The following is a 21,936-nucleotide window of genomic DNA, read 5'->3' as shown; positions in this document are numbered from 1 at the left end:
CAGCTAGAAGTACATATATACCCGGGACAACGAACGTTCTCGCCATGAAAAAGTTCCACCATGGCGGAACCATTGTCCAGGGGAGACGTTACGAGCCAACCAAGCGAACGGATAGACATTGCTTGCTGGACCAAGCCGAAAACAGCTCGGGGGACTGGACAAAAGGCGAATGAAGGACACCACCAAGACTGGCGCCGGTACGCGCCAGGCCGGTTCTGCCGATGCGCTCGGCGCGAATTCCGAAATCGGCCGCAAGCTCAAGCAATATTACGACGAACTCGTGTCGGACGAAGTTCCGGATCGTTTTGCTCAGTTGCTGGCGCAACTGGAGCAGGTCGAACCAGGGCGCAAGAAGGACTGACGCATGTCCGCATCCGAGGGCTTCCGGACCGACCTGCTCGGCGCCATCCCAAGCCTGCGCGCTTTTGCCGTGTCATTGACCCAGAATGCCGACCGCGCCGACGACCTTGTCCAGGAGACCCTGGTCAAGGCCTGGGACAAGCAGGACAGTTTTCAGCTGGGCACCAACCTCAAGGCGTGGCTTTTCACCATCCTGCGCAACGAATTCTATTCGCAGATGCGCAAGCGTGGCCGCGAGATCCAGGACAGCGACGGCATCATGACGGCGCGGCTAGCGATCCATCCATCCCAGCACGGGCAACTTGATCTCAAGGATTTTCGTGCCGCGCTGGAACAATTGCCCGAGGACCAGCGCGAAGCAATCATCCTGATCGGCGCTTCCGGCTTCTCTTATGAGGAAGCGGCGGAAATCTGCGGTTGCGCGGTAGGTACCATCAAGAGTCGCGTCAGCCGGGCCCGCACCCGGCTTCAGGAAATCCTTCAGATCTCCGGCGATGAAGATTTCGGACCTGATGCGATCTCGGCCCAGGTCACAGGATCATCCGTTCGTTGAAGGCTGCTGTCTTTGCGACTGGACTGAAATGTCAAAACAATTTTCAATGGAACCGGCCCTCTCCGAGCGGGTTGAGATGATGCCGGGCGTGTGGGCACGGCAAAATGCAGGGAGTTCAGCATGGCCAGAGCCACGGACAAGATCAGCGGAACCGCCAAGTCCACTGCGGATCTAGAGGCCGATATCCGGCAACTGCAGGCCGATATCGCGAAGCTCACCCAGCAATTGGCTGAAACCGGCGAGCACGGGCTTGGTGCGGCCCGCCGGGCTGCGGCCCAAGGTGCCGAACACCTGCGTGAACGGGGGGAGGCAGCCATGGAAAGACTGCGCGGCAATGCGCATGACATTGAAGATCAGCTCTCTGCCACAGTCCGTGAAAAACCGATGACGGCTCTGGCTGTGGCCGCGGGCGTCGGTTTCCTTTTCGCGCTCCTGTCGCGGCGCTGAATTCCGGCGGCACGTGAAACCGCTGGCTTCCCTTTTCATCAGCCTCGTTGCCGGTGAGGCTGGCACCATCGTCAAGCATATTCGTGGCGCGGCGATCGCCTATGGGCTGGCTCTCATCGCCGCGTTGGTGGGGGTGAGTTTTCTGCTGCTGGCAGCCTATCTCTGGGCTGCCGACCGATTTGGCCCCATCAACGCAGCACTGGGTTTCGGGGCAGGGTTCCTGGTGCTGGCCGGTGTGGTGCTCCTGGCCTACCGCCTCAGTGCGAAAAGGCGCGCGCGTCGACGGGCCGAACGCCGCAAAAGCGACCTGACAGCATTCGCTATCGCCGCGGGGATTGCAGCGTTACCGGAACTCCTGCGCAGCAAGGAAGGTCTCGGAACTCTGCTGGGGCCGCTTGCAGCGCTTCTTGCCTATGCCGTCTACCGGGAGAACTTCCCCTCCGAGTCCAAGCCGGAAGATACCGACGCAAGCACGAGGGATCCTGACCAGGACGTTTCAAGCTAGTCCTGATCAGCTCTTCCGGATGGCATTGAGTGAACGATGGGTGTTGCATTGTTCACAATCACAGCACAGTCCATTCTGTCTTCGGTGTCTTTGCCGGAACCGGCTGCACGCTCATATTGGCGTTGACAGCGGCCGAGGGGCCGCGCCGGAGAGAAAGGGCAAAAATCATGCTCACCCAGATCAAAGGCTTGCATCACGTCACTTCGATGGCTGCGGATGCGCGCCAGAATAACGACTTCTTCACGCACAAGCTTGGCCTGCGCAGGGTCAAGCAGACCGTCAATTTCGATGCGCCGGACGTCTACCATCTTTATTATGCCGACGAGTTCGGTACGCCGGGTTCGGTAATGACCTATTTCCCGTTTCCGAACATCGGCGCGGGCAGGCAAGGGGTTGGCGAGGTCGGCACGACTGTCTTCTCCGTTCCTGAAGGCACACTGCCTTATTGGCAGCAGCGCTTCGCGGAACAGGGCATCACCCTTGCCGCGCCAGAGGAAAGATTTGGCCAAAAGCGGTTGAATTTTTCCGGGCCGGACGGCGATGGCTTTGCTTTGGTCGAGGATAAAAACGACACTCGCGCGCCGTGGTTGAAGGGTGGTGTTCCGGGCGATGAAGCGATCCGTGGCTTCCACTCCGTGTCGCTGCGGCTGAAGGACGGTGGCGCTACCGAGGAATTGCTGAAATTCATGGGTTATGAAGAAGTCGACCGTTCCGGTAGCGTGCTTCGAATGGCGCTGAAGGACGGCAACGGTGCCGACGTCATCGATATCGAAACCCTGCCCACCGCTGCCTTTGCCGGACTTGGCGCCGGATCCGTGCATCACGTTGCCTTCGCAGTGGAAGACCGCGCCAAGCAGCTCGAGGTGCGCAAGGCGCTGGTCGACACGGGGTATCAGGTGACGCCGGTGATCGACCGCGACTATTTCTGGGCGATCTACTTCCGCACGCCAGGCGGTGTGCTGTTCGAGGTCTCGACCAATGAGCCCGGTTTCAACCGGGACGAAGACACCGCCCATCTTGGCGAAGCATTGAAGCTGCCCGCGCAGCATCAGCACCTGCGGCCTTATCTCGAGAAGCACCTGCAGCCGCTGGAAGGTTGAATGAAATCCGGGCACTTGCCGTCAACTGCGGCGAGTGCTGTCTGGAAAAGGAGGGCGTAATGCCGGAGAATTCCTACATCCACAAAATTATGGCAGGCGCGCCGGGTGGCCCGGCCCTGTTCGTTTTCCACGGTACTGGAGGCGACGAGCAGCAGTTTCTGGGTCTCGGACGCGAGCTTTTGCCTGACGCGACAATTGTTTCGCCGCGCGGCGACGTGTCCGAGTTCGGCGCTGCGCGCTTCTTTCGCCGCACCGGCGAAGGCGTCTACGATATGGACGATCTGGCCCGGGCGACGGCAAAGATGACGGAATTCGTCCGCGCGCAGATCCGGGCCTTGAAACCCTCGGCGGTACTGGGACTGGGCTATTCCAACGGCGCCAACATGCTCGCTTCCGTGGTTTTTGGCGACCCGGCGCTGTTCGATGCCGCGGTGCTGATGCATCCCCTGATCCCCTTCGAACCGCAGGTTGTGGGCAGTCTCGCGAAACGTCGTCTGCTGATCACCGCCGGCCGGCGCGACCCTATCTGTCCACCCCATCTGACCAACCGGCTTGATGCCTATTTGCGTGCCGCAGGTGCCGATGTCACAGTGGAATGGCACGAAGGCGGCCATGAGGTGCGGCCGAATGAAATCGAAGCGGCGAGGCGGCTCTTGTCCGCCGAACCAGCAAAGGGAGCCTAGCCATGACCGATCCACTGCCCGAGGTCGAACTCGAGGATCACGGCTCCAAGGGCCGCTATGTGCTGCGCGGCTCCGGTGGTGCCGAGGCCGAGATGACATTCACCAAAGTCGGCGAGCACAAGATCATCATCGATCACACCGAGGTTCCGGACGCTTTTCGCGGACAAGGTGCTGGTCTGAGGCTGGTGACGCGCGCGGTCGAAGATGCTCGCGCATCACAAAAGAAAATCATCCCGCTCTGCCCGTTTGCCGCAGCACAGTTCCGACGGCACGCCGAATGGGCCGACGTTCTGGCCAGCTGAGTTCCTCGACCGCCGATTCAACGAATTTTGACGTGGATTTGAAATCTCCAGCGCGTAACAAATCGCCGTGTCGATGCGAACAATCCAGGAGCGGTGCCTGTGGCGGGCATGAATGAAGCCGAGCTTGCCCGATTGATGCGGGCGGCAACCGCAGGCGATGAGAAAGCCTATGCCGAGTTCCTGCGCGGAACCGCAGCGATCGTTCGCGGCTTTGCGCGGCGCAAGATCGTGCAAGGCGGTGTCGATCCCGAGGATGTCGTGCAGGAGACTTTGCTGGCCATTCATCTCAAGCGGCATACCTGGCGTCAGGATGCGCCGATCCTGCCGTGGATCTACGCCATCGCCCGCTTCAAGCTGATCGACGCCTTTCGGCGACGTGGCCGGCGCATCGAAGTGGCCGTGGACGATTTTGCCGAAACGTTGGCCGAACCGGAACAGGAAACGGTCAGCGAGCGCGACATAGGTCGTGCGCTCGATGGTCTTCCACCGGGGCAGCGTTCAGTGGTTTCGTCGATTTCCGTCGACGGCAACTCAATCGGAGAGACGGCACGAAAGCTCGGCATGAACGAGACCGCGGTGCGGGTGGCGTTGCATCGCGGGCTGGCGGCCATCGCCAAGCGTTTCGGGCGAGGCTGAGATGAAGACGGATGAACTGATCAAAATACTGGGCGCCGATGCCAAAACGACGACCCTGCCGCAGGGCCGGATGTGGCTCATGGCGCTGATGCTTGCCGTGATCGCTGCTGCCGCGGTGTTTTTCATGACCATCGGCATGCGTCCTGATTTCATGCAGGCGGCGCAGACGATCCGCTTCCTGTTCAAATTCGTCTTCACGGCCACCCTGGCAATCACCGCTTTCATGGTGCTGCAGATGCTGGCAATGCCGGGCGCGCCTGCAGGCAGATATGGCCGCTGGCTCCTTGCCGCGCCGCTCCTCATGGCAGTGGCGATCGTGCTTGAGTTGATCGTGATGCCGTCGAGTGACTGGGGCAAACGTCTCATCGGCAATAATATGATGGTTTGCCTGGCATTCATCCCATTGGTCGGTCTTGTCCCTCTTGTGGCTCTCCTGGTGGCACTGAAGCATGCCGCACCAACGAGGCCGGCGCTGTCGGGGGCGGTCGCGGGACTGTTGGCCGGCGGTGTGGCTGCCACCTTCTATGCGGCGCACTGTACGGACGATTCCCCGCTGTTCGTCGCGACCTGGTATGGTCTGGCCATTGCCGCGCTGGGTGGGGTCGGAGCGTTGACGGGGCGCTTTTTCCTGCGTTGGTAAACCCGGAGATAAAACAGTAAAATCTTATAGATACAGATTTTCGTGCGTTTACCCGGTCACAGCTCTAAATGGTGGACGCGCCCTCTATGCAATCATTGCTTAAATGAGTTACTTCATAGTGATGGTGAAGGGATGCGCCTAGCTAGGTAGATAACGCTGTGACGTTTCACCACTACGAGGGACGTGGTCCGGGCAAGTATCTTTCGGCGATTGCGCTGGGCTTGGGGTTCTGGTTAGCGGCAGTGGCTTCGATCCAGCTGTCGCGGGTCGGCGACGGCGTTGCCGCACTTTGGCTGGCTTCCGCGGTTGCCTTTGTGATGCTGGCAAGGCGTCGACATGCAGCAGGCTGGATCGACTACACCGCCATTGCACTCGCCACATTGGCCTCCAATCTTGCCTTCGCCTCGTCCTTGCAAATGGGCGTGCTGTTCGTAGTCATCAATGTGGGTTACATCGCATTGTCGCTCTGGCTCGTCGATCGTTTCGCTGGCGGAGTGCCGGTGAAGACGATCCCGTCGGCTCGCACGTTTTCTCTCATTCTTTTCCTCACCGCGGTCGTTGCCGACGCAATTGCCGGCTTTGTCTTTGCTGGTGCCACCTACGCGCTCTACGGCTGGCCGATCGTCCAGACGGCCTGGACTTTTCTGTCCGGCAATGCCTTGGGATATGCGCTGCTTTTGCCATTTTTGACGTATGCGACACGGTCCGAGATCTCAGCTCTGCTGAAGCCCAGGGCGCTCTTTCGCTTCGCGCTGGTGACGGTCATCTGCGTAGGCCTTGCCTATCTGGCGCTCAGCCAAAGCCGCTTTCCGTTTGCGTTGACGATGCTGCCCCTCATGGTGATCGCGCCGCGGCTGGCCCATCTCGAATTGGCGCTCGTTTGCGCATTTGTCGGCGCCGTTTGCGTCGCTGCCGCCATGGGTGGTTTCATGCCCGGCCTCAATGGCGGGACCGAGATGCTGAGCGACGGCTTTCAGGTCTCGGTCGCCATCATCGTCTCCACGCCGTTCCTGGTCGGCTTGTTCATCAAGCAGATCAGCGAGGACCATGCGCGTCTCGCCGATGCCGAGACACGCTGGAACTTTGCACTGGCCAGTGCCGGGCAAGGCGTCTGGGACGCCGACATGCGCAACAATACCGTTCACTATTCGGCGACATGGAAGCACATGCTCGGCTACGAGGATCACGAACTGGGCAACGATCCGGACCTGTGGCTTGAACTCGCGCACCCCGACGATGTCGCGCGTATGGTTGCCGCCGATCACGATCACATGGAAGGGCGCACACTCGAATACGAACTCGAGTTCCGAATGCGTCATAAAAGTGGGCGCTGGATCTGGATGGCGGATCACGGCAAGGCGATCGAACGCGAGCCCGACGGGCGTGTGGCGCGGGCGATCGGATCGATGACCGACATCACGAAGCGGAAGGAGGCCGAGGAGCGGTTGATGGTTTCGGCAGCGCTTCTTGCCGACGAGAAGGAGCGGCTGCGTGTGATGCTTCAGTCGATCGGCGATGCCGTTATCGGGACCGACGCTGAAAACCGCGTCACTTTCATGAATCCTGTGGCGGAAAAGCTGACTGGAGCGACCAGCATCGCGTCTCTCGGCAAGCCACTCGGTTTCGTCTACCGCGCCGTTGACGAAGAAACCGGGCGGCGGCTCGACGAACCGCATCTGGCCGACAACAGGCTCGATCGGACGGAACAGAATAGCCGCGCGGTCCTGGCGCGGAACGATGGCACGCGATTCAGCATCCGCCAGGTGGTGTCGCCGATCCTGAACGAACAGAACGAGTTCAGTGGCTCGGTCATCGTCTTTCAGGATTTCACCGATGCGCGGACACTGCAGCGGCAACTCGCCTATGCCGCGACCCACGACGCCTTGACCGGTCTGGCCAACCGTCCCGCCTTCATACGAACGGTGGAGGATCTGCTCGACAAAGCCAGGCAGGACGCGTCACGCTATCAGCTGATGTTTATCGATCTCGATCATTTCAAGCCGGTCAACGACACCAGCGGTCATGCCGCCGGCGACGCGTTGTTGCGCCAGGTGGCTTCGACGATCAAGGCGGCGCTTGCGCCGTCGGACATCGTGGCCAGGTTTGGCGGTGACGAGTTTTCAGTGGTGTTGATGTCGCCTTTGCTTGCCGACGGCGAGAGGGCAGTGCTGGCGATCCTTGATGCGGTAAGCGCGCTGGACTTCACTTGGGATGGACAGACGCATCACGTCTCTTCCAGCATTGGCCTCACGTCGATCGCCGCCGACTCCGGAGAGGTGAACGAGATCATCGCGAGAGCCGACGCGGCCTGCTATGCGGCCAAGGCGGCTGGCCGCAATTGCGCTTTCGTGGCCTTGCCCGGTACCGCCCCCGGTGTCGCGACACCGATGACGCGGGTAGCGACGGGAACCTGAATTCAGAAGTTCCGCTCGTCCGCGTCAGCGCGTCGGCACGGGATGTTCGCCGCGGTAGTCGTAGAAGCCGCGACCGGACTTGCGACCGAGCCAGCCGGCCTCGACATATTTCACCAGCAGCGGGCAGGGGCGGTATTTGGAGTCCGACAGGCCTTCATGCAGCACCTGCATGATCGAAAGACAGGTGTCGAGACCGATGAAATCGGCGAGCTGCAGTGGTCCCATCGGGTGGTTGGCGCCAAGCTTCATGGCGGTGTCGATGGCTTCGACCGTGCCGACGCCTTCATAGAGCGTATAGATGGCCTCGTTGATCATCGGCAACAGGATGCGATTGACGATGAACGCCGGGAAATCCTCGGAGACGGTGATCGTCTTGTCGAGCTGTTTCACATAAGCCTTGGCCAGCTCGAAGGTCTGGTCTTCGGTCGCGATACCGCGCACCAGCTCGACCAGTTTCATGACCGGCACAGGATTCATGAAATGGATGCCGATGAACCGCTCCGGCCGATCAGTCTGGGCGGCAAGACGGGTGATCGAGATCGAGGAGGTGTTGGTGGCGAGCACGGCCGTCGGGTTGAGTTGCGGACAGAGCTGCGCATAGATCTTGCGCTTGACCGTTTCATCTTCCGTGGCAGCCTCGATAACGAGGTCTGCGGCGGCGAGATCCGCCATGGCTGCTGCGGAGCCGATACGGGAAACGGCATCCTTGCGCTCTTTCTCGTCCAGCTTGCCGGAGGCGACCTGGCGGGCCAGGTTGCCGCTGATTGTGGCAATGCCCTTTTCGATGCGGTCAACAGAGACATCGTAGAGCAAGACGTTGTAGCCGGCCAATGCCGAGACATGGGCGATGCCGCCCCCCATCTGGCCTGCGCCGATGATGCCAATCGTTTCGATCTTGCCGGTCATTCTTTTTATCCCGCCAATGCTTCTTCTTGATTTTGTGCAATGCAAACTAAATGGCCGGGGTAGGTTTCGTCTACCCCGGCCATCACATTTAATACCGATCCAGAAAGAGCGTCAAAGTGCCTTTTGGAGTTCCGGCAGGACCTGGAAGAGGTCCCCGACGATGCCGTAGTCGGCGACCTGGAAGATCGGCGCTTCCTCGTCCTTGTTGATGGCGACGATGACCTTGGAGTCCTTCATGCCGGCCAGATGCTGGATGGCACCGGAGATGCCGCAGGCGATGTAGAGGTCGGGTGCCACCACCTTGCCGGTCTGGCCGACCTGCCAGTCGTTGGGGGCGTAGCCGGCATCGACCGCCGCGCGGCTGGCACCGACCGCGGCACCCAGCTTGTCGGCCACGGGAAGGATCACTTCCTGGAACTTCTCCGCCGAGCCCAGCGCACGGCCGCCCGAGATGATGATCTTGGCCGAGGTCAGTTCCGGACGATCGCTTTCCGACAGTTTGTTCTCGACGAAGGTCGAAAGGCCGGGGTTGGCGGCAGCCGAGACCGTCTCGACCGAGGCCGAACCACCTTCCGGGGCTGCCTGGAAGGAGGCGGTGCGCACGGTGATCACCTTCTTGGCGTCGGTTGCCTGCACCGTCTGGATGGCGTTGCCGGCATAGATAGGACGCTTGAAGGTGTCGGCCGACACCACCTCGATGATCTCCGAGACCTGCGCCGTGTCGAGCAGGGCTGCCACGCGCGGCGAGACGTTCTTGCCGGTCGAAGTGGCCGCGGCGACGATGGTGTCGTAGTTGCCGGCCAGTGAGACGACCAGGGCAGCGGTCGGCTCGGCGAGACGCTCGGCCAGTTCTTCGGCTTCTGCCAGAAGCACCTTGCGCACGCCCTTCAGCTTGGCGGCGGCATCGGCGGCTGCCTTGGCGCCCTTGCCGGCAACCAGCACGTCGACGTCGGAGCCGATCTTGAGGGCCGCCGACAGGGCCTTGGCGGTCTGGTCGGACAGCGAGGCGTTGTCGTGTTCGGCGATGAGGAGGATTGCCATGGTGTTGATCCCTTCGCTTAAAGCACGCCGGCTTCGTTCTTGAGCTTGTCGACGAGTTCGGCCACCGTCTTGACCTTGACGCCCGCCTTGCGGCCGCCCGGTTCCTCGGTCTTGACGACCTTGAGGCGCGGCTTGATGTCGGCGCCGAAATCAGCCGCGGTCTTTTCGTCGAGCGGCTTCTTCTTGGCCTTCATGATGTTGGGCAGCGAGGCGTAGCGCGGCTGGTTCAGACGCAGGTCCGCCGTCACGATGGTCGGCATCTTGAGTTCGACCGTCTGCAGACCGCCGTCGACTTCGCGGGTGATCTTTGCCTTGTCGCCGGCCAGTTCCACTTTCGAGGCGAAGGTGCCCTGCGACCAGCCCAGGAGCGCTGCCAGCATCTGGCCGGTCTGGTTGGAATCGTCGTCGATGGCCTGCTTGCCGAGTATGACAAGGCCGGGCTGTTCGGCATCGACCACACCCTTCAGCACCTTGGCGACACCCAGCGGCTCAACGGCTTCGTCGGCCTTGACCAGGATGGCGCGGTCGGCGCCCATGGCGAGAGCGGTGCGGAGCGTTTCCTGCGCCTGCGCCGGGCCGATCGAGACCACCACGATCTCCTCGACCTTGCCCGCTTCCTTCAGCCGGATCGCCTCTTCGACCGCGATCTCGTCAAACGGGTTCATCGCCATCTTCACATTGGCGAGTTCCACGCCCGAGCCGTCCGCTTTCACGCGAACCTTAACATTCGCATCGACAACCCGCTTAACGGGCACCAGGACTTTCATCTGTCTCTCACCTCTCAAGATGCATTCGGGGGCGCTATAACAGTACCGGCCCGCTCAGGGTTGTCGAATGCCGACATTTCGGACGCAATTTCTCAAATTCGCCCGCCAAGCTTCGGCCGCCTGGACGGTGGCTGACAGGGCTGCCGCAGGCGCGCGGACCGTAGTTGCGGGCGCCATCCGCGTCAATATCGGCAAAAGGTCCAAATCGGTTGAAAGCTGCAGCTATTGCCGGCCCCAGCGTGATGCCGGCTTCTCTTCCGCAGGGGCAGGGACGGGCGGCGGCGCCGTTTCGGCGGGCACCACCGCTGGAACTGTTTCTTCCTCGTTTTCCAACAGCGGGACGCCGCGGCTGCGCAGCACCAGAACGAGAAGGGCACCAGTCACGATGCCGCCGATATGGCAAGCCCAGGATATCTGCTCCTCGCCGCCCATCGCGAACATGACGAACTGCAAGAGCACCCACAGGATCAGGACGATATAAGCCGGCAGTCTGAGCGGAATGCGGGCAAAGGCCAGCACCCACACCTTCACGCGCGGATAAAGGATCAGATAGGCGGTCACCACGCCAGCTATGGCTCCTGATGCTCCGATCAGCGGCTGCTCGGAGCCAGGAGCCACCCAGCCGTGGAAAAAAGCGCCGCCGGCGGCACTGGCGAGATAGAAGATCAGATAGCGGACGTGACCGAGCGCATCCTCGACGTTGTCGCCGAACACCCACAGGAACAGCATGTTGCCGCCGAGATGGAAGATATCGGCATGGAGGAAGGAATAGGTGAGGTAACTCAGCTGTTCGGGAATGACGATGAATTGCGGCGACAGTTCCGCAATGTCGTGGACGACGGAGGGGATGAAGCCATAGCTGAGTGTGGCACCTGCGGCGTAGTCGTCACCGCCGACGCGCGTGACCAGATAGATCGCGACGTTGAAAAGGATCAACCCGATGTTGACGTAGGCGTAGCGGATGCGGCGCAGATGATTGGAATCGTAAAGCGGAATGAACATGCGGCTGGCTTCCGCCCATTGTCCACTGATGCCAAATCAGCGGTTCTTACCCGGCACCCATAGCACGTCGGACTTTCCATTGTCATTGACCGTGCGTGCGGCAACGAACAGGAAGTCCGACAGGCGGTTGACGTATTTGAGCGCCTCGGCGCCGACCTGTTCGTCGGGATTCTGCGCCAGTGCCACCATCACACGTTCGGCGCGGCGGGTGACCGTTCGGGCGAGATGAAGAGCCGCAGCGGCCGGGGTGCCACCGTTGAGGATGAAAGATCTCAGCGGCTGCAGGTCCTTGTTGAGCAGGTCGATGTCCTTCTCGACACGTTCGACCTGCGAGGCGACGATGCGCAGCGGTTCATATTCCAGCGGCTTGCCATCGTCCGGTACGGAAAGGTCGGCGCCGAGGTCAAAAAGATCGTTCTGGATCCGGCCAAGCATCACGTCGATCGACGGGTGGGCGGTAGCCGTATGCAAGCGTGCCATGCCAATGCAGGCATTGGCCTCGTCCACCGTGCCGCAGGCCTCGATGCGCAGATCGGACTTCAGGCGTCTTGCGCCGGTACCAAGTCCCGTGGTGCCGGTATCGCCGGTGCGGGTGTAGATCTTGTTGAGTTTGACCAATGCATCCTCCCGCTCGGCCGCAAACCTGCTCGGGCTATTTGCGCGTGAAATAGACCGCAAGCATGATCAGGACCAACGCCAGGAACTGCAGCAGCACGCGTGCCTGCATGAGCTTGTTCGATGTCACCCCCGAGCCGCCGCGCATCATGTTGATGAGGCCGCGGATGAGCACCGCGACCACGGCCACCATCACGACGATGGCGAGGATGTTGAAAACAGTGCCCATGGCGATTCCGTTCCGTTCAAGCGCGCTTGGCGAGGATGCGGTAGAGCATGGAAGCTGGCAACAGACGTTTCAGCGCTACCCCGATTCTGGCTGGCATGGTTACCACATAGTGCGGCCGGGGGCGTTGCGACAGAAGCGCATGGGCCAGCACTTTGTAGACGGCTTCCGGTCCGAGCTTGTAGGGCGACCGGATTCCACCCTGCTCAAGCCGCTGCAGTTGCGCTTGATAAGCGGTGCGATGCACAGAATTCTCGTGATCGATGTGCTTGAGGAACCAGGGCAGGCCATTACTCGCGAACTTCGAGGCGATCGGCCCCGGTTCAATCAGGGAGACGTGGATCCCGCTGCCGGCCAACTCCTGCCGCAGGCACAGCATCAATCCTTCCAGAGCGTGTTTGGATGCGGCATAGGCTCCGCGAAACGGCACCGGCGTAAGACCAAGGATGGACGAGCAGTGGACGATGCGGCCATGGCCCTGGGTGCGCATCACAGGCACGATGCGACGCGTGAGGTCATGCCAGCCGAACAGGTTTGCCTCGAACTGTTCGCGCAGCGCCTCTACCGGCAGATCTTCCACCGCACCGGGTTGGGCGTAGGCGCCGTTGTTGTAGAGCGCGTCGAGCCGGCCGCCGGTGTGCTCGAGCACGGTTTCGACCAGAGCCTTGATCGAATCCGGCTCTCGATAGTCGAGATAGAACGCCTCGATACCATCGGCTTCCAGCGTGGCAATGTCCTCGGGCTTGCGGGCCGTGGCGAACACCCGCCAGCCGTCTGCCTTCAGCGCCCGCGCGCAATGGGCGCCAATGCCCGAAGAGGCGCCGGTGACGATGATCGTGCGGGGCGCTTGGGATGAAGTACCGGAAGATGCGGCGAGACTTGCCATTTGCCGCAATCACTTCCCATATTCGCCGCCTGGAAACAACTGGAGGAACAGCATCGTTGCTGCGCACCATCGTCGCCTTCCGCCGCGTGCTCTACGATGCGGCCGGTCATTTCAACAATGACGACGGTTGGGCGATGGCCAGTCATCTGGCGATCACCTCGCTGATGGCGCTGTTTCCGTTTCTGATCTTCGCCACCTCGCTGGCGAGTTTCCTTGGCGCGCAAGCTTTCGTCGAGACGATCGTGCCACTGCTGTTCGACACCTGGCCTGAGCAGATTGCCAAGCCGATCGCGCGCGAGGTCATCAACGTGCTGACGGTCCGGCGAACGGACCTTCTCACTTACGGCGTGCTGCTTGCCGGGTTCTTCGCCTCCAACGGTATCGAGGCGGTGCGCACTTCCTTGAACCGGGCCTACCGCATGACGGAGACACGCTCAATCTTCTTTCGCCGCACGCAGAGCATCGTCTTCGTGCTGATCGCCGCCGTGGGCTTCCTGGCCATCAGTCTTTTGCTGGTTTTCGCGCCGCTGATCGCGCGTCTGGCGGAAGCGCATTTCCATTGGATCGGCCCTTATATGGGCACCATCACGCTATGGCGCTTCGTCATCGCTTCGACGGTTATCGTGTTCGCGCTCTTCGCCGTGCACATCTGGCTGCCGATGGGGCGGCGCAGCATTGTCTCGATCCTGCCGGGGATCGGCTTCACGCTGGTCGGCTGGGTGGTCGGATCAACCATCTTCGCTTCTTATCTCGACCATTTCTCGTCCTACGTGACGACCTATGCCGGCCTCGCCTCGATCATGATCGCCGTGGTCTTCCTTTACATCGTCTCGGTGATCTTCATTCTGGGCGGAGAACTCAATGCCGCCATCAGCCGCTATGCCGAAGCGCGTGCCCGTGTCGGCTGAGCCGTGGCCAGCCCGACCCCGAAGGTGGTGATGGCCATGCCGGCGATCTGGACCAGGTTCAGATGTTCGCCGAACAGGATCCAGGCCATCACGGCCGTGACCGCCGGAACCAGATAGAACAGCGAAGCCACCTTCGACATCGCCCCTTCGCGGATCATCACCATCAGCAGGAAGATGGCGCCGACCGAGAGCACCAGCACCAGCCAGGCCATGGCGAAGATGAAGTCGCTGTTGACGGTGAAGACGCGGGTTTCGAGGGCGAAACTGGCAATCACCATCACGACGGTGCCGCCGACATACTGCCAGAAGGTCGAGGCGACGAGGTTGCCGGATGATCCGAAACGCTTCTGCCAGACGGTGCCAGCGCTCATGGCAATGACGGAGATCACGCAAGCTGTGAGCGTGGCCGGCGTGACACCGCCGCCCAGTGCACCGAGCTTCGGCCACAAGACGATGATGACGCCGACGAAGCCGATTGCCAGGCCGGCCCAATGCCGGGGCTGTATTTCTTCGCCGAGCAGCTTGCCGGCCATGACCGCGGTGATCAGTGGCTGAAGCCCGACGATCAACGCCGAGATTCCGGCAGGCAACCCGCGATGGATCGCCCAGAAGACCGCACCGAGATAGATGCCGTGCATGAGGACGCCGGCAATGATGGCGTGCTGCGCCTGCGTGCGGCTTGGCCAACGTGCCTTGAGCAGCACGACCAGGACTGCGAACAGCACCGCGGCGATGGCAAAACGTATCGCCAGAAAAGTGAACGGCTCCGCCCATGGCATGGCATAGCGGGCGCCGATGAAGCCGGTTGCCCACAGCACGACGAAGGTTGCGGGAATGAACCGCTTGAATTCGTGCATGGATGAAACCGCTTTCCGATGGAGAATGTGCCGCCTAGAGCGTTTCCGTTTTCGGAAACGCTCTAACTCTTTATTTTTACGCAATTCCGGACGGAAAACTGCTGCGCGCTTTTCCTGGAATTGCTCTAGCCCGGCAATTCGAGCGGGCAAAGCCAAAACCGCTTACTTTTAAAGTGACGGGAATTGAAGCTGCTGCCGAGACAGCCCTATATGCCAACCATACGGCGGATGTCTTTGGGGGTCGCGCCGGCAGCACGCAGCGCGGCCAGACCCGTATCCTTCAAGCTCTTCGAGAGTTTGCGCCCATCCAGGCCCAGGATCAGCCCATGGTGGAAATAGGCCGGTTGCGGCAGGCCGAGCAGTTGCTGAAGCAGCCTTTGCACGGCCGTTGCATGGAACAGGTCCATGCCGCGCACGACATGGGTTATGCCTTGCAAGGCATCGTCCAGCACGACGGAAAGGTGGTAGCTGGTCGGAATATCGCGGCGCGCCAGAACGATGTCTCCCCAGTCTTGCGGCCGGGCCTGGACATGGCGTGTTGCCGACAGGCCCGTATCCTCGAATTCGGTCCAGACCAGATCGCGATCGAGGCGCGACAGGGCGGCCGCGATATCGAGCCGCCAGGCAAAGGGCACTCCTTGGGCAATGCGCGCCTTGCGCTCTGCCCGGGACAGAGCTTTGTCGATCGCTGGATAGAGCGGCGCGCCATCCGGGTCGCGGGGCCAGTCGCGCCCGCGTCGTTCGCGTTCGCTGATGAAGGCGCGGATGTCGCCGCGGCTCATGAATGCAGGATAGACGAGTTCTTCGGCGATCAGTCTGTCGAGCGCCACTTGGTATTCGGCAAAATGTTCCGACTGCCGTCGCACGGCTTCTTCCCAGCGCACGCCCAGCCACTCGAGGTCACGATAGATGCCCGCCTCGAATTCCGGCGTGCAGCGCGTGGTGTCGATGTCCTCGATGCGCAGCAGCAGGCGTGCGCCAACGTCATTCGCGAGTTGCCGGTTGAGCAGCGCCGAATAGGCATGACCAAGGTGCAGGTCGCCATTCGGGCTGGGCGCGAAACGAAATGTCAGGAGTGTCATCGGTCGGCGGCAATCGGGTTTTGCAAGCGTTAGCCGGATTGCTACCTTGCCGGCCTTTCGCGGACAAGGAACATGCAGCGCATCACCTCTCTCAACGACATCGCCATGGGCCTCGATGCCTTGTGCGGCATCGATCCGCGCCTGGAGACGGTGCGTGCCTTTGCCGGCGAAGTGCCGCTGCGGCTTTCGGAGCCGGGCTTTGCCAGTCTCGCTTCGATCATCGTGTCGCAACAAGTGTCGCGAGCCAGTGCCGACGCTATTTTCGGACGACTGACCAGGTTGCTGGACCCATTGACGGCTGAGGCCATTCTGGGCGCAGGCGAGGACGTTTTTCGCGAGGCAGGACTGTCGCGGCCCAAGCAGCGCGGACTGCTCGCCGTCTCGGGGGCGGTGATGGATGGGCTCGATCTGCATCACCTGTGTTCGTTGGAAGCCGGCGAAGCAATCGCCAGACTCACGGCGGTTCCAGGCATCGGTCCGTGGACGGCAGAGTGCTATCTGCTCTTTGCCGCCGGGCACCCGGATGTATTCCCGGCGCGCGATGTGGCGTTGCAAAGCGCGGTCGGCCACGCGCTGTCGATCGAGCCGCGTCCGCCAGAGAAAAAACTCATCGTGCTGGCCGAATCATGGGCGCCCTGGAGAGGTGTCGCGGCGCGACTTTTCTGGTCTTATTACAGGGAATTGAAGGGCAGGGACGCCGCTCCGCCGGTCTAAGCCGCAAAAAAGCTTAAAAATCATGCTCTTTTGAGGGGTATTCGGCACGGCTTCCCGCTTCACATCCCTGTCATGTCGGGCTTACAGTATCCGCGCCGTGAACCAAGGAGGCAAACAACGTGACGGTTGCCGTATCTCCGGATGGGCTTCCCGCACTGGTGCTGAATGCGGACTATCGCCCGCTCAGCTATTACCCGCTTTCGCTCTGGTCCTGGCAGGACGCGATCAAGGCGGTGTTCCTCGACCGCGTCAATATCGTCGCCGAATACGAGCACGCGGTCTCCTCGCCGAATTTCTCCATGAAGCTGCCGTCCGTCGTCAGCCTCAAGGCCTATGTGAAGCCGTCGCGCTATCCGGCCTTCACGCGTTTCAACGTGTTCCTGCGCGACCGCTTCCAGTGCCAATATTGCGGGACGCCGGAGGATCTTACCTTCGACCACGTCATCCCGCGTCATCGCGGCGGCGCGACGACGTGGGAAAATGTGGTCGCCGCCTGCTCCCCCTGTAATCTGCGCAAGGGCGGCATGATGCCCTCCCAGGCCAAGATGTGGCCGTTGCAGAAACCCTATCAGCCGACCGTGCACGATCTGCACAACAACGGCCGTCTCTTCCCGCCCAACCATCTGCATGAGAGCTGGATGGATTATCTCTACTGGGATGTGGAACTGGAGCCGTAAGGCTCGCTGCCTTTTGCTTTCGCCTGATCTTTATCCGGAAGCCCTACGGCTTGGCTTGCAGACCCTCGGGGCGCGCTTGCTCAGGCGCGTTTGAAAGCTCCGCGGAAGGCAACAGCCGCCAGGATCAGGCTGGCAATGGCATTCCAGCCGGCCAGCGACAGCCCGAGGATGCGCAGCGCGGCCTTGTCGCAGGATGGCGGCACGAACTTGTCGAGCGCATCGAGCACGCCGTTGCCGCCGGTGTCGACCGGAGCGGCGACGTTGGTGCAATCGGTCGGTCCCGGCCACCAGCCCCATTCGACGCCGGAGTGGAAGACGCCGAGATAGAGGCCGTAGACCATGAGCAGGCCACCGACGATCAAAAGGGCGCGGGTGATCCAGACGGGCAACTTGAAGATCGCCGCAAGGGCCGCAAGCAACATCAGCGGCGCGCCGACATAGTAGGGGATACGCTGCTCGTAGCAGAGCTTGCAGGGGATGTAGCCGCCTATGTACTGGAAGGCGAGCGCCGAGCCGACGGTGGCTGCCATGGCCACGGTCAGGAATGCTGCTGTGAGCATCGGACCGCGGCTGGCGGAGGTCGTCGCATCGGACATGTGGTTTCGCTCCTGTTGTCGGCGCGCCTGGTTAAAGGGCGTATTTGGCCGCGAAATAAAGCAGAATGAGGATGGCCGCTGCGGCTCCCGCCAGGAGGCCGAGCCGCTTCTCGATGAAGTCACGGATCGGTTCGCCATAGCGGCGCAGCAGCCAGGCGAGCAGCAGGAAACGGCCGCCGCGCGCCACGATGGCGAGCACGATGAACAGCAGAAGATTAACGCCGATGACGCCGGAGAGGATCGTGACCACCTTGATCGGCGGCAGATGCGCTGCCCCGGAGGTGATCAGCATCAGGATGATGAAGCCGATGCCGGACGATAGCCGCAACGCCTCGAACTCATCATACTTGCCATAGAACTCGAGCACGGGCTTGGCCACGGCTTCGTAGGCGTAGTGACCGATGAACCAGCCGGCAACGCCGCCGAGGACGGAGGCAATCGTAGCGACAAGCGCGTAGCGATAGGCGCGGTCGGGACGGGAAAGCGCCATCGGCAGGTAAAGGACGTCCGCCGGCACCAGGAAGACCGAGCTCTCGACGAAAGCGATGAACGCCAGCCACCACTCGGCCGATTTCCGCGCCGCCAGTGACAGCGTCCAGTCATAAAGTCCGCGAAGCATGCAGCCCCCTTCTTGGTGAGCGTCATGCTCTAGAAAGAATTTCTTGGCCACACAATGGCGGGGGCTTCACGAAAGCGAAAGGTCGCACTGCTCGAGGCCGAAGTTTCTCGAGATTTCAGCCCGCCGATGCGTTGCGCCAGTTGACGAACCGGGTCGTGACCGTATAGTCCGCGCCCATCTGGACCGCCCGGTCCGGGGCCCCTATGGCGGAATTGGTAGACGCGCTCGACTCAAAATCGAGTTCCGCAAGGAGTGCTGGTTCGATCCCGGCTAGGGGCACCAATTTTTATCTCACGCCAGTTCGCTGCGCTCACGGCTCCGATGGGGCGGCCTGCCGGCCGACGGGCGGTCGCCCTTGCGAACCCTTTGGGTTCGATTTGCGCTTCTACGAAGTACCAAGTTCTTCACATTGGTGATTTTATCGGATGACGTGGCGCCCCGAAACGAGCCCGCTTGCCTGGGTGGGGTTGGGGGTGCGGCAAGCGGGCTACGGTAACACGACGTGCCTTCGCCCTACCGTAAGGCCACTGTAGCCCATTCAAAGAACCGCACAATGAAAAGTTTCAAAAAAGTAATATATATCAATAGTTTAGATGGAACTAAAGTATGAATTGCGCTGCGGGCAGGTGTGTGAAGATCGCGATGTCGATGGGGAACTCAGGCCAATCCCCCTGCCATGCAATCAACCGCGGCTGAACAGGTTCCTCACCCTGTTGCGCAACAGGCGGGCGAAGTTGCGGGTTTCACGATAAAGATGCAGTTGCGACGCGGCCTGTCGGGTCGCCTTGTCGGCATCGGGCGTCAGGCCGATCACGAAAGTGCCGACGGGCCTTCGTTCCATCCACAAACGGCTCATGACAGGATGGTCGGGCACAGCGCATGAATCGGTCATGACGATGTTGGGATCGTCGAGATGCTGCTTGGTCACCTCGATCATCAGCAGCGTGCCTGGCGAAAACGCAGCCAGCTTCTCGTCATACGCCGTCTTCCACGTATAGGCATGACCGGCTTCGACGAAGACGATCAGGCTTGCGATGGTGCGACCGTCCAATATCAGAGAATGGATGCGGCACATGTCCTGCTCGGCCAGACGGTGCACCGCTTCGCGTGCGAAGGCGGCGCGAAAGCGATCGATGGCCATCGCGGTGCGTTCGCGTCCCTTCCAGCCGGATGCCTCCAGAGTCAGGAAATTCTCGATGGCCTGGCGGATTTCTTCCGGTCCGCGCGCCACTTCATGTTCCAGTTTTCCGGTCTCGCCGAGCCGGCGTTTCAGGCGGCGGAACTCGCGGTAGTGATGTGAACGCAAGGATTGCTTGAGGTAGGCATCGCCATCGAGTTTGCTTTGCAGGAAGGGACGCTGCGTTTCGCCGGTGATCACCAGTGGCAGGTTGCGTGCTTCGGCAAGGGCCCGCACCAGGCTGGCCATTGGGCCGTCGAGGCGCATGTCGGGCAAGGCAAAAACCTTGGGCAGCTTCAGATGCGGGCGCGACAGCATGGAGAAGAAATCCTCGATCACGCCGATGGGGTCGTCTCGATCGGTCAAGGGGGTGCCGACGGGTCCGAACGGGCTTGCCCAGGTGCGCATGATGGGAGCCGCGAGCGGTATACCTGGCCGTTCCACCGAGAAAGGCACCAGAAGGCGCAGCCGGCTACGGTGTTCGTTGCCGTCGCGGATAACGGCCAGCCGCACCTCCTTGTCTTCCAGGCGCGGCATTGCCGGTGCCAGGAAGCGCGGGTTGAAGAAGACATTGGGTTCGACAGTGCGGTTGCACAGATAGTCGAGTTCCTCGACCAGATCGAAGCCGGCCGAGGCCGGATAGACGGCAAGCGTCCGTTCTGGGCGGTTGGAGGCCAGCAACTCGATCTCGGCGAGTTCGGCGGCATTGGGCGTGACGCCGGCCAGGCCCGTCATCAGGGTTCCTGCCGGACCGCCGCTTGTTTCCTCGATCAGTGGGACAGCGGCCATCAGGCGGCTCCTCTGGCGGGAACGAAGATAATCATGGCGATGCCGAGCTTGCGCCACACCGTGAACGACAGGGCAGCGGCTTCGAATACCATGGCAATCGCAGTGGCCAGCGCGGCGCCCCAAAGATGGAAGGTTGGGATCAGCGCCACATTGAGCGCGATGTTGATGGCCAGCGTCAAGGCGAAAACGGCGGCGCAGATGTTCTGGTGACCGCTCATGGTGAGCAGGCTCTCGCAAGGACCGACGGCGGCACGGGCAACCACGCCGCAGACGAGGAGGAACAGCAACGGATAGCCTGCGGTGAATTCCGGCCCGAACAGGATCAGCATCGGTTTGCCGAGAAGTAGAACCACTAAGGCCATCAGCAGGGAAGGCCAGAAGGTCCATGAAACCGTCTCGCGGGCAAACGCGGCAAGCTTGTCCCTTTCGCCATGGGTATAGTGGGCATAGCGTTGCGCGACGCCGGCCTTCACCGCGAAATAGACGAAATGCACCAGTGCCAGAGTCTTCACCGTGGCAAAATAGACGGCGACATCATCCGGCTTGAGATAGAGACCGACCATGAGCACATCGGCATTGGTGAGCAGGAAAAAGAAACTCTCCACCAGGAAGATCGGCAGGGATATGGCGATCCAGTCGCGGAGATGGATGGTTGTCGGGCCGGAAGGAACGCGGGCGTCGGTACGTGCGGTGACTTCGATCAACTGGATGATGGTGGTGGCATAAGTGGCGACGATCGACGCAATCAGGGCGGTCTTCGCGTCCGCCGGCATGCCGATCAACAGCGCGAGCCCCATGCAGGCGAGGATTGCAAGCGGGCGGACGATGTAGACGCGGGTAAGGGCCGAAAGTGCCCAGGAGTTGGCCCGCGCGATGCCCTGAAGCAGATCGGACATCGCAATCATCGGCAGGCAGAAGATGCCGAGTATGAAGGGCACCACGTAGTAGCTCTCGATCCAGTCCGAACACAGCCAGACTCCCGCAATGCCGACCAGTGCGATGAGGGTCGAGGCGACCAGAACGAAGATCCGGCTGGCCAGCAGAATGCCGCGCAGTTCGGCCAACTTGCCGTGCTCGCGGAACTCGGGGATGAAGCGGATGACCGAGGTGTGGAAACCCAGGCAGGACAGGTTGCCGACGATGACCATCGTCGTCCAGACCAGCACGAGGATGCCGTATTCGAAGGACCCCATCCAGCGGGCCATCAGCACCTGGCTGACAAAGGCGATGACGGCACTGATGACGCGGATGACGAAGGCAATCAGCGAGATGCGTCCGGCTTCGCCGCGTTCGTCGGGGGAAAAGAGAACCGCATCGAGCTTGCCGAGCAAAGGCCGCGCACGCAGCGCCAGGCGCTGCGGCAGAAGCCGCTCGGCAGTCGTGGCTGCGGAAAAGCGCACGCGGTACTCCCAGTCCTCACCTTGGACCTTAACA

26 protein-coding genes and 1 tRNA gene are annotated in these 21,936 nt (G+C 61.4%); 14 read left to right on the top strand and 13 right to left on the bottom strand.

What is annotated here, in order from left to right:
* Positions 1 to 169 precede the first annotated feature (169 nt).
* From ACFWXH_RS17525 to ACFWXH_RS17480, 10 genes are all read left to right on the top strand, one after another.
* Positions 170 to 361: a NepR family anti-sigma factor gene (locus tag ACFWXH_RS17525; RefSeq protein WP_054313659.1), complete on the top strand. Its 192-nt coding sequence runs from the start codon at positions 170 to 172 to the stop codon at positions 359 to 361.
* Positions 362 to 364: 3 nt separating this feature from the next.
* Positions 365 to 913 (top strand): RNA polymerase sigma factor, encoded by a 549-nt coding sequence (locus ACFWXH_RS17520; protein WP_054313658.1) that lies wholly within the window; start codon positions 365 to 367, stop codon positions 911 to 913.
* Between the two features lie 120 nt (positions 914 to 1,033).
* A complete protein-coding gene (locus tag ACFWXH_RS17515; RefSeq protein WP_379122358.1) occupies positions 1,034 to 1,360 on the top strand; it encodes a YqjD family protein in 327 nt (108 codons plus the stop codon).
* A 13-nt stretch (positions 1,361 to 1,373) separates the two neighbouring features.
* On the top strand, positions 1,374 to 1,865 hold the full coding sequence (locus ACFWXH_RS17510; protein ID WP_379122356.1) for a hypothetical protein: 492 nt from the start codon (positions 1,374 to 1,376) through the stop codon (positions 1,863 to 1,865).
* A gap of 167 nt (positions 1,866 to 2,032) precedes the next feature.
* Positions 2,033 to 2,965, top strand: a complete 933-nt coding sequence (locus ACFWXH_RS17505) for a VOC family protein (RefSeq protein WP_379122354.1) — start codon at positions 2,033 to 2,035, stop codon at positions 2,963 to 2,965.
* A 59-nt stretch (positions 2,966 to 3,024) separates the two neighbouring features.
* Positions 3,025 to 3,648, top strand: a complete 624-nt coding sequence (locus ACFWXH_RS17500) for an alpha/beta hydrolase (RefSeq protein WP_379122352.1) — start codon at positions 3,025 to 3,027, stop codon at positions 3,646 to 3,648.
* Between the two features lie 2 nt (positions 3,649 to 3,650).
* Positions 3,651 to 3,950, top strand: coding sequence for a GNAT family N-acetyltransferase (locus ACFWXH_RS17495; RefSeq protein ID WP_379122350.1), 300 nt, complete (start codon positions 3,651 to 3,653; stop codon positions 3,948 to 3,950).
* A gap of 99 nt (positions 3,951 to 4,049) precedes the next feature.
* The gene (locus ACFWXH_RS17490; RefSeq protein ID WP_054313652.1) at positions 4,050 to 4,586 is read left to right on the top strand and encodes a sigma-70 family RNA polymerase sigma factor; all 537 of its coding nucleotides are present in this window, start codon (positions 4,050 to 4,052) and stop codon (positions 4,584 to 4,586) included.
* Position 4,587: 1 nt separating this feature from the next.
* Complete coding sequence (locus tag ACFWXH_RS17485) at positions 4,588 to 5,226, top strand: NrsF family protein (protein ID WP_379122347.1); 639 nt, start codon at positions 4,588 to 4,590, stop codon at positions 5,224 to 5,226.
* A gap of 158 nt (positions 5,227 to 5,384) precedes the next feature.
* The gene (locus ACFWXH_RS17480; RefSeq protein ID WP_379122345.1) at positions 5,385 to 7,640 is read left to right on the top strand and encodes a diguanylate cyclase; all 2,256 of its coding nucleotides are present in this window, start codon (positions 5,385 to 5,387) and stop codon (positions 7,638 to 7,640) included.
* A gap of 24 nt (positions 7,641 to 7,664) precedes the next feature.
* Here ACFWXH_RS17480 and ACFWXH_RS17475 read toward each other — a convergent pair whose 3' ends face one another.
* The 7 genes from ACFWXH_RS17475 to ACFWXH_RS17445 form a co-directional block, all read right to left on the bottom strand.
* Complete coding sequence (locus ACFWXH_RS17475; protein ID WP_054313649.1) at positions 7,665 to 8,546, bottom strand: 3-hydroxybutyryl-CoA dehydrogenase; 882 nt, start codon at positions 8,544 to 8,546, stop codon at positions 7,665 to 7,667.
* A 111-nt stretch (positions 8,547 to 8,657) separates the two neighbouring features.
* Positions 8,658 to 9,587 carry an electron transfer flavoprotein subunit alpha/FixB family protein gene (locus ACFWXH_RS17470; protein WP_379122343.1) on the bottom strand — a complete coding sequence of 310 codons (930 nt, stop codon included), beginning with the start codon at positions 9,585 to 9,587 and terminating at the stop codon, positions 8,658 to 8,660.
* 17 nt (positions 9,588 to 9,604) lie between these two features.
* Positions 9,605 to 10,354 carry an electron transfer flavoprotein subunit beta/FixA family protein gene (locus ACFWXH_RS17465; RefSeq protein ID WP_054313647.1) on the bottom strand — a complete coding sequence of 250 codons (750 nt, stop codon included), beginning with the start codon at positions 10,352 to 10,354 and terminating at the stop codon, positions 9,605 to 9,607.
* Positions 10,355 to 10,576: 222 nt separating this feature from the next.
* Positions 10,577 to 11,356 (bottom strand): rhomboid family intramembrane serine protease, encoded by a 780-nt coding sequence (locus ACFWXH_RS17460; RefSeq protein ID WP_379122341.1) that lies wholly within the window; start codon positions 11,354 to 11,356, stop codon positions 10,577 to 10,579.
* Between the two features lie 36 nt (positions 11,357 to 11,392).
* Positions 11,393 to 11,974, bottom strand: coding sequence for a cob(I)yrinic acid a,c-diamide adenosyltransferase (locus ACFWXH_RS17455; RefSeq protein WP_379122339.1), 582 nt, complete (start codon positions 11,972 to 11,974; stop codon positions 11,393 to 11,395).
* Positions 11,975 to 12,008: 34 nt separating this feature from the next.
* Positions 12,009 to 12,200 (bottom strand): twin transmembrane helix small protein, encoded by a 192-nt coding sequence (locus ACFWXH_RS17450; protein ID WP_054313644.1) that lies wholly within the window; start codon positions 12,198 to 12,200, stop codon positions 12,009 to 12,011.
* 16 nt (positions 12,201 to 12,216) lie between these two features.
* The gene (locus tag ACFWXH_RS17445) at positions 12,217 to 13,083 is read right to left on the bottom strand and encodes an SDR family oxidoreductase (RefSeq protein ID WP_379122337.1); all 867 of its coding nucleotides are present in this window, start codon (positions 13,081 to 13,083) and stop codon (positions 12,217 to 12,219) included.
* Positions 13,084 to 13,139: 56 nt separating this feature from the next.
* On the opposite strand from ACFWXH_RS17445, the gene ACFWXH_RS17440 reads away from it, so the two are divergent.
* Positions 13,140 to 13,991, top strand: a complete 852-nt coding sequence (locus ACFWXH_RS17440) for a YihY/virulence factor BrkB family protein (protein ID WP_054313642.1) — start codon at positions 13,140 to 13,142, stop codon at positions 13,989 to 13,991.
* On the opposite strand, the gene ACFWXH_RS17435 is transcribed toward ACFWXH_RS17440, so the two are convergent.
* Both ACFWXH_RS17435 and gluQRS read right to left on the bottom strand, forming a co-directional pair.
* On the bottom strand, positions 13,961 to 14,848 hold the full coding sequence (locus ACFWXH_RS17435; RefSeq protein ID WP_379122335.1) for a DMT family transporter: 888 nt from the start codon (positions 14,846 to 14,848) through the stop codon (positions 13,961 to 13,963). The genes ACFWXH_RS17440 and ACFWXH_RS17435 overlap by 31 nt on opposite strands.
* A gap of 206 nt (positions 14,849 to 15,054) precedes the next feature.
* Positions 15,055 to 15,930: a tRNA glutamyl-Q(34) synthetase GluQRS gene (gene gluQRS / locus ACFWXH_RS17430; protein WP_379122333.1), complete on the bottom strand. Its 876-nt coding sequence runs from the start codon at positions 15,928 to 15,930 to the stop codon at positions 15,055 to 15,057.
* 72 nt (positions 15,931 to 16,002) lie between these two features.
* Here gluQRS and ACFWXH_RS17425 point away from each other — a divergent pair, with 72 nt between their 5' ends.
* Positions 16,003 to 16,644, top strand: coding sequence for a DNA-3-methyladenine glycosylase family protein (locus ACFWXH_RS17425; protein WP_379122331.1), 642 nt, complete (start codon positions 16,003 to 16,005; stop codon positions 16,642 to 16,644).
* A gap of 119 nt (positions 16,645 to 16,763) precedes the next feature.
* On the top strand, positions 16,764 to 17,321 hold the full coding sequence (locus ACFWXH_RS17420) for an HNH endonuclease (protein WP_054313638.1): 558 nt from the start codon (positions 16,764 to 16,766) through the stop codon (positions 17,319 to 17,321).
* Positions 17,322 to 17,401: 80 nt separating this feature from the next.
* Here ACFWXH_RS17420 and ACFWXH_RS17415 read toward each other — a convergent pair whose 3' ends face one another.
* Both ACFWXH_RS17415 and ACFWXH_RS17410 read right to left on the bottom strand, forming a co-directional pair.
* Positions 17,402 to 17,917: a disulfide bond formation protein B gene (locus ACFWXH_RS17415; protein ID WP_379122328.1), complete on the bottom strand. Its 516-nt coding sequence runs from the start codon at positions 17,915 to 17,917 to the stop codon at positions 17,402 to 17,404.
* 31 nt (positions 17,918 to 17,948) lie between these two features.
* Positions 17,949 to 18,536 (bottom strand): YqaA family protein, encoded by a 588-nt coding sequence (locus ACFWXH_RS17410; RefSeq protein WP_054313636.1) that lies wholly within the window; start codon positions 18,534 to 18,536, stop codon positions 17,949 to 17,951.
* A 197-nt stretch (positions 18,537 to 18,733) separates the two neighbouring features.
* Here ACFWXH_RS17410 and ACFWXH_RS17405 point away from each other — a divergent pair.
* Positions 18,734 to 18,818: transfer RNA gene (locus ACFWXH_RS17405), tRNA-Leu, on the top strand.
* Positions 18,819 to 19,218: 400 nt separating this feature from the next.
* Here ACFWXH_RS17405 and ACFWXH_RS17400 read toward each other — a convergent pair.
* Entirely contained in the window at positions 19,219 to 20,502 is a 1,284-nt protein-coding gene (locus ACFWXH_RS17400; protein ID WP_379122326.1) for a GNAT family N-acetyltransferase, read from the bottom strand.
* Positions 20,502 to 21,902, bottom strand: coding sequence for a lipopolysaccharide biosynthesis protein (locus tag ACFWXH_RS17395; protein ID WP_379123280.1), 1,401 nt, complete (start codon positions 21,900 to 21,902; stop codon positions 20,502 to 20,504). Before ACFWXH_RS17395 ends, ACFWXH_RS17400 begins: the two co-directional genes overlap by 1 nt.
* Positions 21,903 to 21,936 lie beyond the last annotated feature (34 nt).

This window comes from Mesorhizobium sp. NPDC059054 (genome assembly GCF_042739215.1).
In the GTDB taxonomy this organism is placed as follows: Bacteria; Pseudomonadota; Alphaproteobacteria; order Rhizobiales; family Rhizobiaceae; genus Mesorhizobium.
The sequence above is the reverse complement of the archived record's forward strand: the minus strand, read 5'-3'. Positions and strand labels throughout refer to the sequence as shown.

Coding starts and splice junctions, on each gene's coding strand:
- ACFWXH_RS17475 (WP_054313649.1), bottom strand. CDS start 8,546: ATGACCGGCAAGATCGAAACGATTGGCATCATCGGCGCAGGCCAGATG.
- gluQRS (WP_379122333.1), bottom strand. CDS start 15,930: ATGACACTCCTGACATTTCGTTTCGCGCCCAGCCCGAATGGCGACCTG.
- ACFWXH_RS17525 (WP_054313659.1), top strand. CDS start 170: ATGAAGGACACCACCAAGACTGGCGCCGGTACGCGCCAGGCCGGTTCT.
- ACFWXH_RS17500 (WP_379122352.1), top strand. CDS start 3,025: ATGCCGGAGAATTCCTACATCCACAAAATTATGGCAGGCGCGCCGGGT.
- ACFWXH_RS17515 (WP_379122358.1), top strand. CDS start 1,034: ATGGCCAGAGCCACGGACAAGATCAGCGGAACCGCCAAGTCCACTGCG.
- ACFWXH_RS17445 (WP_379122337.1), bottom strand. CDS start 13,083: ATGGCAAGTCTCGCCGCATCTTCCGGTACTTCATCCCAAGCGCCCCGC.
- ACFWXH_RS17450 (WP_054313644.1), bottom strand. CDS start 12,200: ATGGGCACTGTTTTCAACATCCTCGCCATCGTCGTGATGGTGGCCGTG.
- ACFWXH_RS17485 (WP_379122347.1), top strand. CDS start 4,588: ATGAAGACGGATGAACTGATCAAAATACTGGGCGCCGATGCCAAAACG.
- ACFWXH_RS17415 (WP_379122328.1), bottom strand. CDS start 17,917: ATGTCCGATGCGACGACCTCCGCCAGCCGCGGTCCGATGCTCACAGCA.
- ACFWXH_RS17460 (WP_379122341.1), bottom strand. CDS start 11,356: ATGTTCATTCCGCTTTACGATTCCAATCATCTGCGCCGCATCCGCTAC.
- ACFWXH_RS17470 (WP_379122343.1), bottom strand. CDS start 9,587: ATGGCAATCCTCCTCATCGCCGAACACGACAACGCCTCGCTGTCCGAC.
- ACFWXH_RS17495 (WP_379122350.1), top strand. CDS start 3,651: ATGACCGATCCACTGCCCGAGGTCGAACTCGAGGATCACGGCTCCAAG.
- ACFWXH_RS17410 (WP_054313636.1), bottom strand. CDS start 18,536: ATGCTTCGCGGACTTTATGACTGGACGCTGTCACTGGCGGCGCGGAAA.
- ACFWXH_RS17465 (WP_054313647.1), bottom strand. CDS start 10,354: ATGAAAGTCCTGGTGCCCGTTAAGCGGGTTGTCGATGCGAATGTTAAG.
- ACFWXH_RS17435 (WP_379122335.1), bottom strand. CDS start 14,848: ATGCACGAATTCAAGCGGTTCATTCCCGCAACCTTCGTCGTGCTGTGG.
- ACFWXH_RS17520 (WP_054313658.1), top strand. CDS start 365: ATGTCCGCATCCGAGGGCTTCCGGACCGACCTGCTCGGCGCCATCCCA.
- ACFWXH_RS17505 (WP_379122354.1), top strand. CDS start 2,033: ATGCTCACCCAGATCAAAGGCTTGCATCACGTCACTTCGATGGCTGCG.
- ACFWXH_RS17400 (WP_379122326.1), bottom strand. CDS start 20,502: ATGGCCGCTGTCCCACTGATCGAGGAAACAAGCGGCGGTCCGGCAGGA.
- ACFWXH_RS17425 (WP_379122331.1), top strand. CDS start 16,003: ATGCAGCGCATCACCTCTCTCAACGACATCGCCATGGGCCTCGATGCC.